The organism is Streptomyces katrae (genome assembly GCF_002028425.1).
Lineage (GTDB): Bacteria > Actinomycetota > Actinomycetes > Streptomycetales > Streptomycetaceae > Streptomyces > Streptomyces katrae_A.
This window is the reverse complement of the sequence record NZ_CP020042.1, coordinates 1,780,721-1,797,997: the sequence shown is the minus strand read 5'-3', so window position 1 is coordinate 1,797,997 and position 17,277 is coordinate 1,780,721. Positions and strand designations below refer to the sequence as shown.

The window sequence follows — 17,277 nt, the reverse complement described above, 5'->3', positions numbered from 1 at the left end:
TCGGGCGCGGGGGCAGGGGTGCACCAGCGGAACCGGCCGCCGCGGCGCCGCCCCCCGTATGGTCCGGCGCCGCCCGCGGCCTCCCTGGCCCGGCCAAGCTAGCCCGCGCGACACCCCGTGCGGCCGCCTTCGAGCCCCCGGAGAGGATCCTTAGGGTCCCGTTAAGGAACCCCTAAGCGCCCCCACAGGAAGGCCTCCGCGGCTACCGCAGCAGCGCGGTCAGCCCGTCCCGGGACCGGGCCTGCTCCTCCAGCGTGTCCAGCGCCCGTACGGCCCGGGCCGCCGCCTCGGGGTCGCGCGCGGCCAGCCCGCTCTGCGCGAACTCGTCCTCGTCCAGCCGCAGGACGGTCTTCCCGTCCGCCGACACCCACAGGTCCAGGTCCAGGTCCTCCACGAGGATCCCCCCGTCGCGGACCACGGCCGGGCGGGTGACGTCGCAGTACCAGCCCTTCAAGGCGCCCTCCCCGCTCCAGACCTCCTTGACGGCGTACCAGCGCGTCCGCCAGAAGTGCTCGACGAACACGTCGCCGGGCTCGAAGCGGACGAACCCGAAGTCGCGTACGCCGTCGGCCGCCCAGGGGGCCCGCACCGAGATCCGGTCCCCGTCGTCGGACAGCTGCGCCGCCGGATAGGCGATCTTGGTCCGGCCGGCCTTGGTGAGGGTGATGGTCCAGGTGGTGCTCACAGCGCCGGTCCTCCGAGCTTCTTCGTGAAACGGGTCTCCGTCGCGCAGATCCGGTATCCGAACCGCGCGTTGATGGCGAGCATCGGCTCGTTCCCGGCGTCGTTGCCGGTGAAGGCCTCTGTGTAGCCGGCCGCGCGGGCCCGGTGGAGCGAGTCCGTCTTGGCGAGCTTGGCCAGGCCGCGGCCGCGGAAGGCGCGCCGGGTGCCGGTCATCGCCGAGCCGTAGCGGGTGCGGCCGTCGGTCCGGGCGGCCGAGAAGGCGGCCACCTCCCCGTCGACGAGGACCACCGAGGTCAGCCCGTGGTCGAGGGTCGGGTCGGACCAGACGGCGTCGAGCCAGCCCTGGTAGTCGTCGAGCGAGGCCGGGACGTCGCCCGGCTCGTCGGCCGTGGCCTCGGCGTCGGCCTCGAACAGCGGACGCGGGTCGGCGGCGAAGGCGGACGCCGGGCGCAGTTCCACCCCGTCGGGCAGCTCGCGGGGGAGCGGCGGCAGGGCGGCTCCCGCGAGGTCCAGGCGCAGGAAGTGCGCGGAGCGGCTGGGGCGGTAACCGTGCCGCTCGGCGAACGCCCGGTTCGCGGGCTCGTCGAGCACCCAGGCGTACGCGTCCACGGCCCCCTGCGCGGCGAGGTGTTCCTCCGCCGTCCGCAGCAGGGCGGTGCCGGCGCCGCGGGACCGGTGGGCGGGGTCGACGTAGGCGTTGACGTACGACTGGCCCGGCTCGGGGCTGTCGTGGGCAAGTCCCACCTGGGCGGTGCCGACGACACGGCCGTCCGCGGTCTCGGCGACCAGGAGGCGGAAGCGGGCGTCGGGGTGCGCGGAGCCGAGCGCGAAGGCCACGCCGTCGGGGGTGGTGATCATGAAGGGCCGGGCGGCGCGGCGCACCCGTACGACGGCCTCGGCGTCGGCGGGGTCGTCGGGGCGCAGGTCGCGCACGTGCACGGCGTGGAGGGTCATGCGGACGACGTTACGGGCGGATCCGCCACCGGCGCCTGCGAATTACAATCGCCCCGTGACCTCGACCAACCCCCTCAGGCTCAGGATCGACGGCGCGGCCGGCTCGGCGGCCCCGTACGAACAGCTGCGTGCACAGATCGCCGACCAGGCCCGGTCGGGCCGGCTCCCGGCGGGCTTCAAACTGCCGACGGTGCGCGGGCTGGCGGAGGAACTGGGGCTGGCCGCGAACACCGTCGCGAAGGCGTACCGGGCGCTGGAGGGGGACGGGGTGATCGAGACGCGGGGGCGGAACGGGACGTTCGTCGCGGCGGGCGAGGGTTCCTCACGGGAGGCCGCCCTCGCCGCGCAGTCGTACGCGGACCGCGCGCACCGCCTGGGCCTCACGGAGGCTGAGGCCCTGTCGGCCGCCACCGCCGCCCTCCGGGCCCGCTACGCGGCCAAGTAGCCCCACCGGCCCACCGCTCCCGCGGCCCGGAGCCGCCTCCCGCGTATGCAGCCCCGCCGGCGTTTGAGGCGACGGGCGCGCAGCGCCCTTACGGGGTCCGGGGCTTGCCCCGGGGAACGGGCGAAGTGGGGGTCCCCCCGGACGGAGTCCGGGGGAGGGTAGGGGACCCCGGCTCCGCGCAGCGGCAACGGTCGGCAGCCGACGGCCGGACCCCTGCCGGGGCAGCGGTCCCGCCCGGCGGTCCGGCGGACGGGGTCGGACGGGGCGGCGCGAAGCCGGCAAGGCCCGCCGGGGCCCCACCGTGCGAGCGGCGCGTCAGAGATAGAGCCCGGCCTCGGACTGGGACTGCGCCGGGACGACCGCCGCCGGGCCCGTGCCCCTGCGCAGGGCGAAGAGTTCCGCCAGCGTCGCCCCCTCCCGGGGCACCCCCTCGTCGGTGCCGAGCCACTCCACCGCCTCCCCGCGCGTCAGCGGGCCGACCTCGATGCGGGCCAGGCACCGGCCCGGCCGGACCACCGCCGGGTGGAGCCGCTCCAGGTCCTCGTTGGTGGTGACCCCGACCAGCACGTTGCGGCCCTGCCCCAGCAGCCCGTCCGTCAGGTTCAGCAGCCGCGACAGCGCCTGCCCCGCCGTGTGCCGCGCCTCGCCGCGGATCAGCTCGTCGCAGTCCTCCAGCAGCAGCAGCCGCCAGCGCCCCTTCGCGGTGCCCTCGTCCTCGCCGATCGCGATGTCCATCAGGTAGCCCACGTCGTTGAACAGCCGCTCCGGGTCCAGGACGCAGTCCACCTGGCACCAGTCCCGCCACGACCGCGCCAGCGTCCGCAGCGCGGAGGTCTTCCCCGTCCCCGGCGGCCCGTGCAGCAGCAGGAGCCGCCCCGCGATGTCGTCCGGGGTGATCTTCATCAGCCGGTCCATCGCCGCGGCCACCGGCGCCGTGTAGTTGGGCCGTACCTCCGCCCACGTGCCGGCCGAGATCTGCCGCGTCGTGCGGTACGGGCCCCGGCGCGGGGAGACGTACCAGAAGCCCATCGTGACGTTCTCCGGCTGCGGTTCGGGCTCGTCCTGGGCCCCGTCCGTGGCCTCGCCGAGCACCCGCTGCGCGAGTTCGTCGCTGACCGCGGTGACCGTGACGTCCGCGCCCCGGCTCCAGCGGGAGACGAGGACCGTCCAGCCCTCGCCCTCGGCGAGCGTGGCGCTGCGGTCGGTGTCGCGCGCCGAGCGCAGCACGGTGGCGCGCGGGGGCAGCAGCGTGGCCTCCGCCTTCACCCGCTCGATGGTGACGCTCTGCGCGTACGGCTGCTCGCCGGTCGCGAACCGGCCGAGGAAGAGCGCGTCGACGACGTCCGACGGGGAGTCACTGTCGTCCACGTGGAGCCGGATCGGCAGTGCGTCATGCGGGTCTGCTGGCATGGCGCCCATGATCCGGCACGAACTGACCCGCCGCACCCGTGTTTCGCCGGATCGGGTGCCCAGGTTCCCTCTTCAAACCCATCGGCCGTGAAGATCCGGCCGCCAATCCCGCCCCGAAAATTCTTGGCATGAACACTTCCGGCCAACCCCGGCTGCTTGTACCAACGACTGAGGAGTAACCCCCACAAGGAGCCGCACACATGAGCATGAGACTGTCGCGCTTCGCCGCCCTCACCTCCTCCCTGTTACTCGCCGCGGGCGCCGCCCTGTTCGGCGCAGGCCAGGCCTCCGCCCAGGCCGACTTCGGCTACGTCGCCCTCGGCGACTCGTACTCCTCCGGCGTCGGCGCCGGGAACTACGACTCCGCCAGCGGCAACTGCAAGCGCACCACCCGCGCCTACCCGGCCCTGTGGGCCGCCGCCCATTCCCCGCAGACCTTCTCCTTCACCGCCTGCTCCGGCGCCCGTACGGGTGATGTGATCTCCGGTCAGCTCGGCCCGCTCAACTCCGGCACCGACCTGGTCAGCATCACCATCGGCGGCAACGACGCCGGCTTCTCCGACGTGATGACGACCTGCGTCCTGCAGTCCGAATCCACTTGTGTCAACCGCGTCAACCAGGCCAAGGCGTACGTCGACTCCACCCTCCCCGGCCAGCTCGACCAGGTCTACGACGCCATCCGCGGCCGCGCGCCCTCCGCCAGGGTGGTCGTGCTCGGCTATCCCCGCTTCTACAAGCTCAACGGAAGCTGCGTCGCCGGTCTCACCGAAGGCGAGCGCTCCGCCATCAACGGCGCCTCCGACTACCTCAACGCGGCCATCGCCAAACGCGCCGCCGACCACGGGTTCGCCTTCGCCTCGGTCGTCGGCGCCTTCACCGGCCACGAGATCTGCTCCGGTGACGCGTGGCTGCACAGCGTCAACTGGACCAACATCGGCGAGTCGTACCACCCCACCGCCGCCGGACAGTCCGGCGGCTACCTCCCGGTGTTCAGCGGCGCGGCCTGAGGGCCGGCCACCGGGCTCCCCGCCGGCGTCGGCCCCCCGGGTGCCGGCACCGGCGTCCCCGAGGGCGTCCCCGAGGGGCTCGCGGGAGCGGGGGAGGAGGCCCCGGCCGTCGGGGTCTGCTGCGCGCACGCCACGGAGAACTCCAGCCAGGCCGAGGTCTTCAGCTGCGGCGCGCGCACCTCCAGCCGTACCGCGTCCTGTACGCTCCCGCCCGCCTCCCCCACGGGCTCGTCGTGGTTCAGCTGACGGGTCCTCGGCCCGCCCTCCTCGTACGTGATGCTCTGCCACGGCTCCGCGGACGTGGAGCCGTCGAGCCTGGCCCAGCGGTACTCCACCACCGCGGGCACCACGGCCACCTCGATCGTGCCGGTGAACGAAGGCGTGCCGGTCGCCGGCGGCGGGCAGCTCCCGGCGTAGGCGGCGCGCAGGGTGTGCACGTACAGCGTGACGTTCTGCGCGGGCCCGGTGGTCGCGGACCCGGACGGGGAGGCCGGATCCGAGGACGGCGCGGACGTGGACGGCGAGGGCCGCTCCGTCACCACGGGGCTCCCGCCCGCCCCGCTCCCGCCCCCGGTGTCGCGCAGCAGCAGCCACACCAGCAGGGCCAGCACCGCCAGCAGCGCGATGGCAGCGACGGCCAGCACCACGCCCGCCCCGCTCCCGCCCCGCTCCCGCGGTTCAGCGGGCAGGGGCGCCGAGGGGACCGGCCCCGTCCCGCGGTCCCCGGGGTACGGCCCGGCCGCCACCGTCGGCGCCGCCGGATCCCACACCGGCCCGCCCGGGTCCCGTACGGCGCCGCCCGCGCCGATGATCCGCAGCATCCGGGCGGCCTCGGCGGCGGGCAGCCGCGCGGCGGGGTCCTTGCGCAGCAGCCCCGCCAGCAGGGGCTCCAACGGCCCGGCCCGGCGCGCCGGGGGCGGTTCCGCGTCCACCACGGCCTCCAGGGTGGCCACCGGGCTGTCCCGCAGGAAGGGCGAGACCCCCTCCACGGCCGCGTACAGCATCACCCCGAGCGACCACAGGTCCGACTCCGGACCGGGCTCGCGCCCCAACGCCCGTTCCGGCGCGAGGAATTCGGGGGAGCCCATCACCTCGCCGGTCATCGTGAGCGGCGCGGCTCCCGCCAGGCTCGCGATCCCGAAGTCGCTCAGCACCACCCGCCCGTCATTGGCGACCAGGACGTTGGCGGGCTTCACGTCCCGGTGCAGCACCCCCGCCTCGTGCGCCGAGCGCAGCGCCGCCAGCACCTGCTCGCCCAGGTGCGCGGTCCGCTGCGGGGTCATCGGCCCCTCGGCCTCCAGCACCTCCGCCAGCGAGAGCCCGCGCACCAGCTCCATCACGATCCACGGCCGGCCCTCCTCGGTGGCCACGTCGTAGACGGTGACCACCCCGCGGTGCGAGACCCGGGCCGCGGCCCAGGCCTCCCGCTCCAGCCGCCGGTACAGCCGCGCGGCCTCGGCCGCGTCCAGCCCGGCGGGGGCGCGCACCTCCTTGACGGCGACCTCCCGGGCCAGCACCTCGTCGCGGGCCCGCCACACCACGCCCATGCCGCCGTGGCCCAGCGGACCGAGCAGCCGGTACCGCCCGGCGATGACACGCCCGGACTCTGCGCCTTCGTTCGCACTCACGCGATCCCCCCTTGCGTCACCGGGTGATCACTCCAAGTTAGCGCAGCGGGGCCCCGGCGGCCCCCGTCGTGACGGACACTCCGCGAGCTGCTCACCGAGCGTGTTCCCAAGTGCCCTTTCTCGCACGGAGAGTAACGGCCGACTCCGCTGAGTAATCGTCAACTACCCGTACTCACAGGGGTAATTCACACCACCGGGATACCCGAGGACATTGTGCAGGCGATAGGGTTACCCTGCCCGGGCCGGGTGCCCTCGTACGGGTGGGGAGAGACATGGAACAGATAGCAATGCGCAGCAGGCCGCCCCGCGTGCCTGCCATCACCTGCGGGAGCAGCGCGGTCAGCTCGCGCCTCGACCGCCACCTCGCCGTGCTGGGCGGACCCGCCGCCCCGCGCCACGAAGTGGCCGAGGCGACCCTGCTGATGCGCGAGCTCACCTCGCGCGACCACACCCACGTCCAGCGGAGCCGGAGCGCGCGCGTCGCGCTGTTCGCACCGCTGCGCAGGCTGCGGCGCACCCTCTTCGGCAGCCGTCGCGGGTAACCGCCCCCGGCGACCGTCCCCGTAGCGCAGCCGGCCCGTCCGGCTGCACCCCGGCCCCGTCCCTTCACCCGGCGTCCTCCGGCGTACGCCGCGCCGGATCCCCCGGCGCCCCGGCCTCAGGCGATCACACCGTCCCCGCGCAGTTCGGCGATGCGCGCGTCCGTCATCCCCAGGGCGCGCAGCAGGGCGTCGGTGTGCTCGCCGAGCGCAGGCACCGCACCCATCACCGCCTCCGGGCCGCCCGGCAGCCCGATCGGCGGCAGCAGCGCCCGCAGCGGGCCCGCCGGTGACCCCACCTCCCGCCAGCGGTCCCGCGCCGCCAGCTGCGGGTGTCCGGCCAGCTGCGCCACCGAGTTGAGCCGCGCACAGGCGATCCCGGCCGCCTCCAGCCGCTCCACCGCCTCGTCGGCCGAGAGCTTGCCGAGCACCCCGGCCACCACCGCGTCCGTCTCCTCCCGCCCCCGGGTACGGGCCGCGTTCGTCGCGTACGCCGGATCCCCGGCCAGCTCCGGCCGCTCCAGCACCTCGCGCGCCAGCCGGCCCCACTCGCGGTCGTTCTGCACCGACAGCAGCACCCGGTCCCCGTCGGCCGTCGCGTACGCGTCGTACGGGGCGATCACCGCGTGCGCCAGACCCGTCCGCGCGGGCTGCTCCCCGCCGTGCACCGTGTGGTGCAGCGGATGCCCCATCCACTCGGCGAGCGACTCCAGCATCGAGATCTCCACCGGCCCGCCGCGCCCCGTCGTCCCGCGCCGCAGCAGCGCCGCCAGCACCCCCGAGAAGGCGTACATGGCGGCCGCGATGTCGGCCGCCGGGATCCCCGCCTTCACGGGCCGCTCCGGAGTCCCGGTCACCGAGACCAGCCCCGCCTCGCACTGCACGAGCATGTCGTAGGCCCGCTTGTGGGCGTACGGGCCCCCGGCGCCGTAGCCGGAGATCTCCACGGCCACCAGCCGCGGGTAGCGGGCGCACAGCGCGGCCGCGTCGAGCCCGAGCCGGGCGGCGGCGCCCTGCGCGAGGTTCTGCACGAACACGTCGGCCCCGTCGAGCAGCGCGTGCAGCACCTCCAGCCCGCGCGGGTCCTTCAGGTCCAGCGCGAGGGACTCCTTGCCCCGGTTGGCCCAGACGAAATGCGAGGCCAGCCCCCGGGCGGCGGTGTCGTAGGCCCGGGCGAAGTCGCCGCCGTCGGGGCGTTCCACCTTGATCACCCGCGCTCCGAGGTCGGCGAGCTGACGGGTGGCGAAGGGGGCGGAGACGGCCTGCTCGACGGCGACGACGGTGAGACCGGACAGGGGGAGGGGTTCGGTGGCTGCCATGAGCCCTGCCTACCGGGTGGAAGCGGGGTCTGTCACCCGTCTGCGCAGCCCGCATGCCCGGGAATGTCCGGATCCGGTGCGTAAAGTGCGTGGGCGTCCTCCGCCGAGCCGTCAGAAGGGGTGCCGCAATGAGAGCCACGACCGCACCGCGTCCACGCTCCGCCCTCCGCCGCACGGCGGTCGTCCTGACGTTGCTGCTGGCCGCCCTCGTGCCCACGGCCGCCGTCCCGGCGGGGGCGGCGGGCCGGGCCCCGGACCCGCTGGGCGTGAACGCCTCCGGCTCGACGGGCGTCGTGACCGGCTCGGCGGGGTGCCCCTCGGGGCCGCTCACCGACACCCGGCAGCTGACGGGCGGTGCCGCGCTCAACCCGGGCGTCTTCTCCTCGCTCGCCTCCCAGCTGGACGTCAGCCTGCCCTTCCGGGTCGGGGCCGCGTCGGCCGCGCTCCCCGGCGACGGCCAGGTCGTCCTGAGCAACGCACGGGGCTCCCTGACCCTCGCCCTGACCGCCGGCTCCTGCACCTCGCCCGGCCTCACGTACAACGGCACCACCGTGTCGGGCAGCGGCACCTGGAGCGTCGTACCGAACTCCACCCCGGGGAACGCCTACCGCGGCGCCTCCGGCACCGGAAGCTTCACGGTGACCTCCGACGCCACCACCGGCACCGGCAGGCTGTGGAGCCTGAACCTGACCGGGAACCTCAGCATCCTCCAGCCGCAGGTCGCCGTCACCCAGCGCGCTTACTGGGGCGGGATCGGCAACTACGTCACCCGCACCCTGAGCGTGGAGTTCCGGATCCGCAACACCGGCCCCGGCGACGCCTTCGGGGTCGAACTGACCGACGCCCTCCCCACGGGCCCCGGGACCACCCGGCTCGGACCGGTCCCGCAGACGGTGGGCGCGATCCCGGCGGGTGGCAGCGCGCCCGTGGTCGTCCGCTACCGGGTGTGCGGCCTCGCCGTCGTCGGCTGCCGCTTCACCGCAGCCACCCGGACCTTCCTGACGGACGCCCTGGACGCCAATGGCCACACGGAGACCGTCCCGGTGTCCGTACAGGTACCGCTCGCACCCGTCCCGTAGCCGCCTGCCCGGCCGCCCCCGCGCGGCGCCGGCGGTACGCAGCCCGCCCGGGGGCCGGGCTCACAGCAGGGCGAACTGGCCCCCCGGGCCCTCCTCCTGGTGGTCCAGGACCGACGCCGGGCGGCGCGACCAGCGGGGCGGGGGCAGCACCCCGGCGGCCGCCAGCTCGGCCGGCGGGAGCGGCGGCCCGGGAGTGAACGCCGCCCGCTCCGGCGCCAGGCCGGCCAGCAGGGCCAGGGTGGTCACCAGGGCCGGCAGCTCCGAGGTCCAGGCCGGTGGCCACTCCGCCGGGCCGAACCCGTCCAGGCCCCGCGCCTGCGGCTCCCGGTGCGCGCTGCGGGCGGCGAACCAGGACTCCAGCACCCGCACGCCCTGCGCCTCGTACTCCCACGCCCCGGCCGGGACGGGGGACACCGCCCCGTCCCCGATCGTCAGCGTCTCGGTCTCCGGGTCGTACCCGAGCTCCCGCGGCCAGGCCGTCACCGCCGCCCGGACGTAGGGCCGCCGCCCGCCGGGCAGCCGCGGCGGCTCCCCGCCGCGCGCCCCGCGCAGCTGGACGGTGAGCAGCCGGTGGCCCAGCTCCACCCCGGCCCGCCAGCGCTCGGGGTCGGCGGTGAGCGGGACCTCGTACCCCCGGGGCCCGGGGCGGCCGGCGGCGAGGATCCAGCAGAGCACGTCCTCCGGGGTGACCCAGCCGCCGTAACGCCCGCCCAGCAGGGCCGCCAGCCCGGGCGCGAGGTTCGCCTCGGCGCCGCCCGGGCGCCGGTGCAGCGGGCGGATCCGGCCGAGCCGGCCGGCCGGGAGGTGGGCGGTGACCAGCAGGCCCGGGTTCTCCAGCAGGAACAGCTGCTGCCCGTCCAGGACCCGCCACAGCTCGGGGCGGGCGGCGTCGATGAGCCGCTGGTCGGGCAGCAGCCACTGCTCGTCGAAGGGCGCGCGGAGCACCCGTACCGGGTCCGGGAAGGGGCCGGGGTCGTCGGCGAAGCGGGAAGTGGCCGAGCGCTGCCCCGGCAGGGCGGCCGCGCCGGCGGACGGCGTACGGGTCCGGCTCGGGCGGAACAGCCTCTCGCGCTCCGGCCCTTCGGCCCCCGTCAGGGCCGTCCAGCGGGCGCGCAGCGTGGCCGGATCGGGGGCCGCGACCCAGGCGCGGCCCAGGCGCAGGCCGCTCACGGACCAGGGCATCAGATCGTCCAGCAGGGGTACGTCTTCGCTCACCCGGCAGATGGTAGCGACGGCCGGCCAGGGCCGGGCCGTGTCCCGGCCGAAGCGTTACGCTCCTTATGTACGCGTCCGTCACGTACGTACGTATCCGTCCCGACCGAGGAGTCGGCCATGAGTCAGTACGACGAGTATTCGACCCCCTCGCAGGCCGAGGGAGAGCGGCTCGACGAGGACATGGACGAGAAGCAGTTCCAGCAGAGCCACCACGCCCGGACGGTGCGCACCACGCCCTCCCAGGCCGAGGGCGAGCGCGCGACCGAGGAGAACGAGCAGCAGCAGAAGTAGGCGGCCGCCGCCGTCCGCTCAGGGCGCGTCGACGGTGACGGTGAAGGAGAACCGGTCGCCCCGGTACCGGATCCGGGCCACGTCGACCACCCGCCCGTCCTCCCCGTACGTCACGCCCGTGTAGTGCAGGATCGGGCTCAGCAGGGGAACCTGGAGCAGTTCGGCCGTCTCCGGGTCGGCCAGGCGCGCCTCGACGGTGTCCGTGATCCGGCTGATCCGCACGCCGACCACGTCGCGCAGCACCTTGGTCATCGGCCAGCGCTCCAGGTCGGCGAGGTCCACCGCCTCGGCGAGCTCCGGGCGCACCGCGTTCTCCGCCCAGTTCGTGGGCTCCCCGCTCTGCCCGTCGCGCCGCAGGCGGCGGTAGGTGACCACCTCCGGGAGGTCCGGGAAGTGCTCCAGCAGCTCCCCGGACACCGGCGTCCGTTCATGGCCGAGGACCGTCGTCCGCTCGCCCGACTGCTGGGCCACGATCGCGTCGACCGAGCCGAGCAGCCGCACCGGGGCGCTGCGGCGGGCGCCCGGCTCGATGAACGTGCCGCGCCGCCGGTGCCGGCTGATGAGCCCCTCGCCCTCGAGCTCCTTGAGCGCCTGGCGCATCGTCAGCACGCTCACCCCGTAGTGCTCGGCGAGCTGTTCCTCGGTCGGCAGGCGCAGCGAGGCGTCCGGGGTGCGGCCGAGTATCGAGGCGCGGAGCGACTGGGACACCTGGTACCAGAGGGGCAGCTTCCGGTTCAGTACCAGGGAGTCGGGGGCGAAGGCGGTCACGGGTGGTTCTCCGTACGGGGCTGGCGTCCCGGTCGGGGCGGCAGGCTGAGCGGTGCGGGGGCAGGGGAATACTAGGCGCGGAAGTGCCGCTCGAGACCCTCCCAGACGTCGTCGTATCCGCGCTGGAGGTGGTCCGCGCCGGCCGCCTGGGCGGTGGCGGTGATCGGCCAGCGGGTCTCGAACATGAAGGCCAGGCCGTCGTCGATCTTCTGCGGCTTGAGCTCGGCGGCGCTGGCCCTGTCGAAGGTCTCCCGGTCCGGCCCGTGCGCGGACATCATGTTGTGCAGCGAGCCGCCGCCGGGCACGAAGCCCTCGGCCTTGGCGTCGTAGGCGCCCTCGATCAGGCCCATGTACTCGCTCATCACGTTGCGGTGGAAGTACGGCGGGCGGAAGGTGTCCTCGCCGACCAGCCAGCGCGGGGCGAACACCACGAAGTCCACGCCCGCCAGGCCCGGGGTGTCGGAGGGCGAGGTCAGGACCGTGAAGATGGACGGGTCCGGGTGGTCGTGGCTGATGGACCCGATGACGTTGAACTTCCGCAGGTCGTAGACGTACGGGACGTGGGTGCCGTGCCAGGCGACCACGTCGAGCGGGGAGTGGTCGTAGGTCGCGGCCCAGAGGTTGCCGCAGAACTTGTTGACCACCTCGGTCGGCCGCTCGCTGTCCTCGTACGCGGCGACCGGCGCCCGGAAGTCGCGGGCGGCGGCCAGGCCGTTGGCGCCGATCGGGCCGAGGTCCGGCAGCTCGAAGGGCTGCCCGTAGTTCTCGCAGACGTAGCCGCGCGCGTCGCCGTCCAGGAGTTCCACGCGGAAGCGGACGCCGCGCGGGATGAGCGCCACCTCGCCGGGGGCGGCGGACAGCAGGCCGAGCTCGGTGCGCAGCAGCAGGCCGCCGCGCTCGGGGACGATCAGCAGCTCGCCGTCGGAGTCGCTGAACACCCGGTCGGTCATGTCGGCGTTGGCGGAGTAGAGGTGGACGGCCATACCGGTGCGCTGGGTGGCGTCGCCGTTGCCGCCGAGGGTCCACAGGCCGGCCAGGAAGTCGGTGCCGGGGGCCGGGTCGGGCAGCGGGTTCCAGCGCAGCCGGTTGGGATCGGGCACGGTCTCGGTGAAGGGGCCGGTGCGCAGGGCGCCGTTGTCGACGCGGGTGAAGGCCGGGTGGGCGGCGGAGGGGCGGATCCGGTAGAGCCAGGAGCGGCGGTTGTGGCGGCGGGGCTCGGTGAAGGCGCTGCCGCTGAGCTGCTCGGCGTAGAGGCCGAGGGGGGCGCGTTGGGGGGAGTTGCGGCCGTGCGGGAGGGCGCCGGGCACGGCCTCCGAGCTGTGCTCGTTGCCGAAGCCGGTGAGGTACTCCAGCGCCTGCGCCGTCTTCCTGGCCTGCTCACTCATGGGGCTGCTCCCGCTCCGTCGAAGGAATCCTATGGCCGACAGTAGGATTCCGCGACCCGCACGTCAACGCCGTCTTTCCGGCCAGGGCCGCCGGGTGCGCTCGCCGTGCGCTCGCAGCTGCGTTCGCGGGTTCGAGGGCGGGTTCGCGCACGGGCTCGTGCACGGGTTCACGCACGGGTTCACGCACGGGGGGATCCGAAAAGATGAACATTGCTCTACTCTCTCGCGCATGTCGTGGACCCGCAGGTTCCCTGCCGTGCCGGCGGCGCTCCTCGCCGCCCTCCTCGCGCTCCTGTCCCTCCTCGCCGCCGCGCCCGAGGCCCGCGCGCACGAGGAGCGCCCCGTCACCCTCCCCGACGGCTCCGGGTCGGTCCCGGTGTACCGCGCCGCCGAGCCCGACCTGCTGGTCTGCAAGACCGACCGGGCCGACTTCGAACGCCGGACCGCCGGCTTCCCCGAGCCGCTCAGACAGCGCAACCTCGCCCTCTACGAGCGCTGCGCGCAGAGCGGGTACCGCCACCTCCAGGAGGCCGTGGACGCCGTCGACCGGCCGGGGATGAACATCGCGATCCTCCCCGGCCTCTACGAGGAGGAGCCCTCGCTCCCCAGGCCCGAGGGGGAGTGCGCCCGCCTCAAGGCCCCCAACTCGGCGCTCGGCTACCAGATCCTGTCCTACGAGCAGCAGGTGCGGTGCCGCCACAACCAGAACCTCGTCGCGATCCTCGGCAAGAAGGACCTGCAGATCGAGGGCACCGGAGCGGCCCGCACCGACGTGGTCGTCGACGCCAAGTACCAGAAGCTCAACGCCATCCGCGCCGACGGGTCCGACGGAATCTACTTCCGCAACTTCACCGCGCAGCGGACCACCTTCAACTCCCTCTACGTCCTCGCGGCCGACGGCTTCGTCATCGACGACGTACTGACCCGCTGGAACGACGAGTACGGCTTCCTGACCTTCGCCAGCGACCACGGGCTCTACAAGAACTGCGAGTCCTACGGCAACGGCGACTCCGGCATCTACCCCGGCAGCGCATCGAACATCAACGACGGCCGCGGCTACGACGTGCCCCGCTACTCCATCGAGATCACCGGCTGCCGCAGCCACCACAACATGGTCGGCTACTCCGGCACCGCCGGGGACTCGGTGTGGGTCCACGACAACGAGTTCGACCAGAACATGGGCGGCGCCTCGATGGACAGCGCCTTCCCCGGCCACCCCGGCCTCCCGCAGAACCACGCCCGCTTCGAGCGGAACCTGATCCACGACAACAACGCCGACTACTACCACTACGTCGCCGACGGAACCTGCGCCAGGCCGCCCGTCGCGCGCGGCTACGAGCAGGGGGTGGTCTGCCCGCAGATCTCCATGCCGCCGGGCACCGGCATCATCACCGCGGGCGGCAACTGGAACGTGTACGAGGACAACTGGGTCTACGGGCACCGGCGGGCCGGCTTCTTCCTCAGCGCGGTGCCCGCGTTCATCCGCGGCGAGGAGAAGTGGTCCAAGCAGACCGACACCTCCCACCACAACCGCTACGCGGGCAACATCCTCGGCCGGGACAAGTCCGGCGCCTCCCGCCCCAACGGCAGCGACGTGTGGTGGGACGGCCAGGGCCGCGGGAACTGCTGGCAGGACGGACCCGACGGCTCCTCCCCGGGCACGCTCCCGCAGTGCGGCAAGCAGCGCGGCGAGGTCAGCGGCGCCTCCGCCCGGCTGGTGGGCGAACCGGTCAAGCTGACCCAGCTGCTGGTCTGCGCCGACTACGACGTCCAGGCCCGCAAGCTCCCGGCCGGCTGCGACTGGTACGGGGCCCGGGGGCTGGAGCGGGTCGAGACCCAGATCGCCCTCGCGGTGGCGGCGGTCCTGCTGCTGGTCGGCGGAGCCCTGTGGGGCCGCCGCCTGCGCCGCTCCCGGCTGGGCACGGCGGCCGCCTTGCTGGGCCTGGCCGGCCTGGCCCTGGACGTCGCCGGCTCCACCATGTCCCTGACCCACACCCCCGTCCCCGCCCTCGCCCTGCTCCTGCTCGGCCTGTGGTGGACCGGCACCGGCCTGGCCCTGCGCCCCGCACGGCCCTGGCTCGCCCGCCTCACCCTGCTCCTGGGCGCCCTCACCCTGCTCGACGCCTTCGACAAGGCCGTGCTGATGATCCCCTGGATCCCGCTGAGCCCCGCCTGGATCCGCGCCCTGGTCGCGGTGGTGTGGGTCCTGTGGGCGGTCGTGGCCTGCGCCCGCCCCGGCCCGGTGGAGCCGGGCCGTCCCGTACCCGCCGGCCGGACGGCGGACGAAGCCGCCGTGGCCCACCCGACGACCGGAGACCCGCAGTGACCGACCCCGCCGAGCCCCGCGTCCCGTGCGACGCCTGCCGGGCGGCCACCCGGCAGGCACACCCCCGCCGCCGGCGCGCCCGCACGGCCGCGCTGGTGGCGGTCCTCCTCCTGCTCACGGGCGGCGCCGCCACCGGCTGCGGCGGCCGCGCCACCACCCACCACAAACCCGGCACCACCCACGAGCAGGCCTCCGGCGACGCCGGCACCCTGCTCGGCACCCAGGACGCCGGCGGCCACCGCCTGCGCGAGGTCCCCGCCCAGGGCGCGCCGGAGGTACGGCTCGCCGTCCGCCCCGACTCCGAGGACGGCTGGAACCTCCAGCTGGCCGTGACCAACTTCCGCTTCACCCCCGACAGCACCGGCGGCGCCGCCCTCCCCGGCGCCGGTCACGCCCACCTGGAACTCGACGGCCACAAGCTGGCCCGCGTGTACGGCCCCTGGTTCCACCTGCCCGCGGCCCAGGTCCCCGAGGGCGCGCACACCCTGACCGTCCGCCTCTACGCCGACGACCACACGGCCTGGGCCGTCGCCGGCCGGCCCGTCGAGGCAACGGCGCAGCTGACCGCGGGCCCCCCGGGCCAGGACTCCCACAGCCACCCCGCCCCCGCCCCGACCGCCACCCCGGCCCCTGCGTCCCCGCAGACACCCCAGGCCGACCGGACCGTCACCCTCACCGTCCGCGACGGCAAGGTGTCCCCGCCCACCGCCCGCACCGAGCTCAAGCGCGGCGAGCGGATCGCCCTGCGCGTCACCAGCGACCGCGCCGACACCCTGCACGTCCACGGCTACGACAAGGAACTCGCCCTCCCCGCGGGCCAGGAGGCCACCCTGGTCCTCACGGCCGACCGCACGGGCCTCTTCGAGGTCGAGACCCACGAGTCCGGACTCGTCCTGACCCAGCTCCTCGTCCGGTGACGCCCCACCCCGCGGGCCCGTCGACCCTCCTCGCACACGGGATCGGCTCCCAGCACGACCTGCCGATCTCTCCCTTCTACGCCTTCGCCGGTGCCTTCGCCGCGCTCTTCGTCTCCTTCCTCGCACTCGGCCTCCTCTGGTCCGCCTCCCGCTTCCGCGGCGACCGCTCCGGGCTCGCCCTGCCCGCCGGGATCCAGCGGGTGGCCGACGCGCCGGCCACCCGCACCACCCTGCGCGGACTGGGTCTGGCCACAGCCCTCGCCGTACTCCTCCACCTCCTCCTCGGTCCCGACGGCCCCGCCCGCAACCCCGCTCCGGGCGCCGTCTACGTCCTGCTGTGGGTCGGACTCGTGCCCGCCTCCCTCCTCCTCGGCCCCGTCTGGCGCCTGCTCAACCCGCTCCGCACCCTGCACCGCCTCCTCGCCCGGGCCCGCCGCCGCCCGCCGGGAGCCGGCCGCCCCCTGCCGCCAGGACTCGGCCAATGGCCCGCCGCCGCCGGGCTGTTCGCCTTCACCTGGCTCGAACTGGTCTCTCCCGATCCCGCGTCCACCACCTCCCTCCTGATCGCCCTCGCCGCCTACGCCGTGCCGCACCTGCTCCTCGCCGCCCGCCACGGCGAGGACTGGTTCACCGGCGCGGACCCCTTCGAGGCCTACTCCGACCTCCTGTCCCGGCTCTCCCCCCTGGGCCGCCGCCACGACGGCCGCCTCGTCCTGCGCAACCCCTTCCACGGACTCGACGCGACGCCCGAGCGGCCCGGACTCGTCGCCACCGTCTGCGTCCTCCTCGGCTCCACCGCCTACGACGGCTACTCCGACAACCCCTCCTGGATCAACGCCATTCAGACCTCCCCCCTCGGCCGCACCCCCACGGCCACGCTCGGACTGCTCGGTTCCATCGCCCTCGTCGCCACCCTCTACTGCCTGTGCGCGGGAGCCACCCGCCTCGTCAGCGGACCGCACCCCCGCCCGCTGACCGCCTTCGCCCACTCACTCGTACCGATCGCCCTCGGCTATCTCATCGCCCATTACTTCTCCCTCCTCGTCACCGAAGGACCACGCACGGTAAGCATGGCACTCGGCACTGACAACGCCCCCGATCCCAGTCCCCCCTTGGGTCCCGGCGGCCTCGCCGCCCTCCAGGTGATCGCCGTCGTCACCGGTCACGTACTCGGCGTGATCGCCGCCCACGACCGCTCCGTCCGCCTCTTCCCCCCGGCGAAGGCGGTCGCCGGGCAACTGCCGCTGCTCGCGCTGATGATCACGTACACCATCGGCGGGCTCACCCTCCTCTTGAACTGAGCGCCGCCA

The 17,277-nt window shown here is 74.6% G+C and carries 16 protein-coding genes; 8 read left to right on the top strand and 8 right to left on the bottom strand.

Annotated elements, in window-relative coordinates:
- Positions 1 to 202 precede the first annotated feature (202 nt).
- Together B4U46_RS08215 and B4U46_RS08210 are read right to left on the bottom strand one after the other, a co-directional pair.
- Positions 203 to 685 carry a DUF402 domain-containing protein gene (locus tag B4U46_RS08215; protein ID WP_079425417.1) on the bottom strand — a complete coding sequence of 161 codons (483 nt, stop codon included), beginning with the start codon at positions 683 to 685 and terminating at the stop codon, positions 203 to 205.
- Positions 682 to 1,638 carry a GNAT family N-acetyltransferase gene (locus B4U46_RS08210; RefSeq protein WP_079425415.1) on the bottom strand — a complete coding sequence of 319 codons (957 nt, stop codon included), beginning with the start codon at positions 1,636 to 1,638 and terminating at the stop codon, positions 682 to 684. Before B4U46_RS08210 ends, B4U46_RS08215 begins: the two co-directional genes overlap by 4 nt.
- A gap of 55 nt (positions 1,639 to 1,693) precedes the next feature.
- On the opposite strand from B4U46_RS08210, the gene B4U46_RS08205 reads away from it, so the two are divergent.
- Positions 1,694 to 2,083 (top strand): GntR family transcriptional regulator, encoded by a 390-nt coding sequence (locus B4U46_RS08205; protein ID WP_237292732.1) that lies wholly within the window; start codon positions 1,694 to 1,696, stop codon positions 2,081 to 2,083.
- Positions 2,084 to 2,398: 315 nt separating this feature from the next.
- On the opposite strand, the gene B4U46_RS08200 is transcribed toward B4U46_RS08205, so the two are convergent.
- Positions 2,399 to 3,493 (bottom strand): DUF5925 domain-containing protein, encoded by a 1,095-nt coding sequence (locus B4U46_RS08200; RefSeq protein ID WP_398898322.1) that lies wholly within the window; start codon positions 3,491 to 3,493, stop codon positions 2,399 to 2,401.
- A gap of 206 nt (positions 3,494 to 3,699) precedes the next feature.
- Between B4U46_RS08200 and B4U46_RS08195 the strand changes: the two genes are divergently transcribed.
- On the top strand, positions 3,700 to 4,500 hold the full coding sequence (locus tag B4U46_RS08195; RefSeq protein ID WP_079431620.1) for an SGNH/GDSL hydrolase family protein: 801 nt from the start codon (positions 3,700 to 3,702) through the stop codon (positions 4,498 to 4,500).
- Here the strand turns inward: B4U46_RS08195 and B4U46_RS08190 are convergent.
- Positions 4,470 to 6,128: a serine/threonine-protein kinase gene (locus B4U46_RS08190; RefSeq protein WP_079425410.1), complete on the bottom strand. Its 1,659-nt coding sequence runs from the start codon at positions 6,126 to 6,128 to the stop codon at positions 4,470 to 4,472. The two genes, B4U46_RS08195 and B4U46_RS08190, sit on opposite strands and share 31 nt — an antisense overlap.
- A gap of 272 nt (positions 6,129 to 6,400) precedes the next feature.
- On the opposite strand from B4U46_RS08190, the gene B4U46_RS08185 reads away from it, so the two are divergent.
- Positions 6,401 to 6,670, top strand: a complete 270-nt coding sequence (locus B4U46_RS08185) for a hypothetical protein (protein WP_079425408.1) — start codon at positions 6,401 to 6,403, stop codon at positions 6,668 to 6,670.
- A gap of 116 nt (positions 6,671 to 6,786) precedes the next feature.
- On the opposite strand, the gene B4U46_RS08180 is transcribed toward B4U46_RS08185, so the two are convergent.
- Entirely contained in the window at positions 6,787 to 7,986 is a 1,200-nt protein-coding gene (locus B4U46_RS08180; protein ID WP_079425406.1) for a CaiB/BaiF CoA transferase family protein, read from the bottom strand.
- A gap of 128 nt (positions 7,987 to 8,114) precedes the next feature.
- Between B4U46_RS08180 and B4U46_RS08175 the strand changes: the two genes are divergently transcribed.
- Positions 8,115 to 9,065, top strand: coding sequence for a hypothetical protein (locus B4U46_RS08175; RefSeq protein ID WP_079425405.1), 951 nt, complete (start codon positions 8,115 to 8,117; stop codon positions 9,063 to 9,065).
- A 60-nt stretch (positions 9,066 to 9,125) separates the two neighbouring features.
- Here B4U46_RS08175 and B4U46_RS08170 read toward each other — a convergent pair whose 3' ends face one another.
- Positions 9,126 to 10,247, bottom strand: a complete 1,122-nt coding sequence (locus tag B4U46_RS08170) for a type ISP restriction/modification enzyme (RefSeq protein WP_159036808.1) — start codon at positions 10,245 to 10,247, stop codon at positions 9,126 to 9,128.
- Between the two features lie 150 nt (positions 10,248 to 10,397).
- On the opposite strand from B4U46_RS08170, the gene B4U46_RS37990 reads away from it, so the two are divergent.
- Positions 10,398 to 10,571 carry a hypothetical protein gene (locus B4U46_RS37990; protein WP_167747572.1) on the top strand — a complete coding sequence of 58 codons (174 nt, stop codon included), beginning with the start codon at positions 10,398 to 10,400 and terminating at the stop codon, positions 10,569 to 10,571.
- 18 nt (positions 10,572 to 10,589) lie between these two features.
- Here the strand turns inward: B4U46_RS37990 and B4U46_RS08165 are convergent, their stop codons facing one another.
- Entirely contained in the window at positions 10,590 to 11,339 is a 750-nt protein-coding gene (locus B4U46_RS08165) for a GntR family transcriptional regulator (RefSeq protein WP_079425401.1), read from the bottom strand.
- Positions 11,340 to 11,410: 71 nt separating this feature from the next.
- A complete protein-coding gene (gene hmgA / locus B4U46_RS08160; protein WP_079425400.1) occupies positions 11,411 to 12,724 on the bottom strand; it encodes a homogentisate 1,2-dioxygenase in 1,314 nt (437 codons plus the stop codon).
- 229 nt (positions 12,725 to 12,953) lie between these two features.
- On the opposite strand from hmgA, the gene B4U46_RS08155 reads away from it, so the two are divergent.
- The 3 genes from B4U46_RS08155 (at position 12,954) to B4U46_RS08145 (ending at position 17,268) form a co-directional block, all read left to right on the top strand.
- A complete protein-coding gene (locus B4U46_RS08155) occupies positions 12,954 to 15,050 on the top strand; it encodes a right-handed parallel beta-helix repeat-containing protein (RefSeq protein WP_079425398.1) in 2,097 nt (698 codons plus the stop codon).
- Positions 15,051 to 15,142: 92 nt separating this feature from the next.
- Positions 15,143 to 15,967 carry a hypothetical protein gene (locus tag B4U46_RS08150; protein WP_079431619.1) on the top strand — a complete coding sequence of 275 codons (825 nt, stop codon included), beginning with the start codon at positions 15,143 to 15,145 and terminating at the stop codon, positions 15,965 to 15,967.
- On the top strand, positions 15,964 to 17,268 hold the full coding sequence (locus B4U46_RS08145; protein ID WP_079425396.1) for a hypothetical protein: 1,305 nt from the start codon (positions 15,964 to 15,966) through the stop codon (positions 17,266 to 17,268). The genes B4U46_RS08150 and B4U46_RS08145 overlap by 4 nt, the downstream gene beginning before the upstream one ends.
- Positions 17,269 to 17,277: the final 9 nt, after the last annotated feature.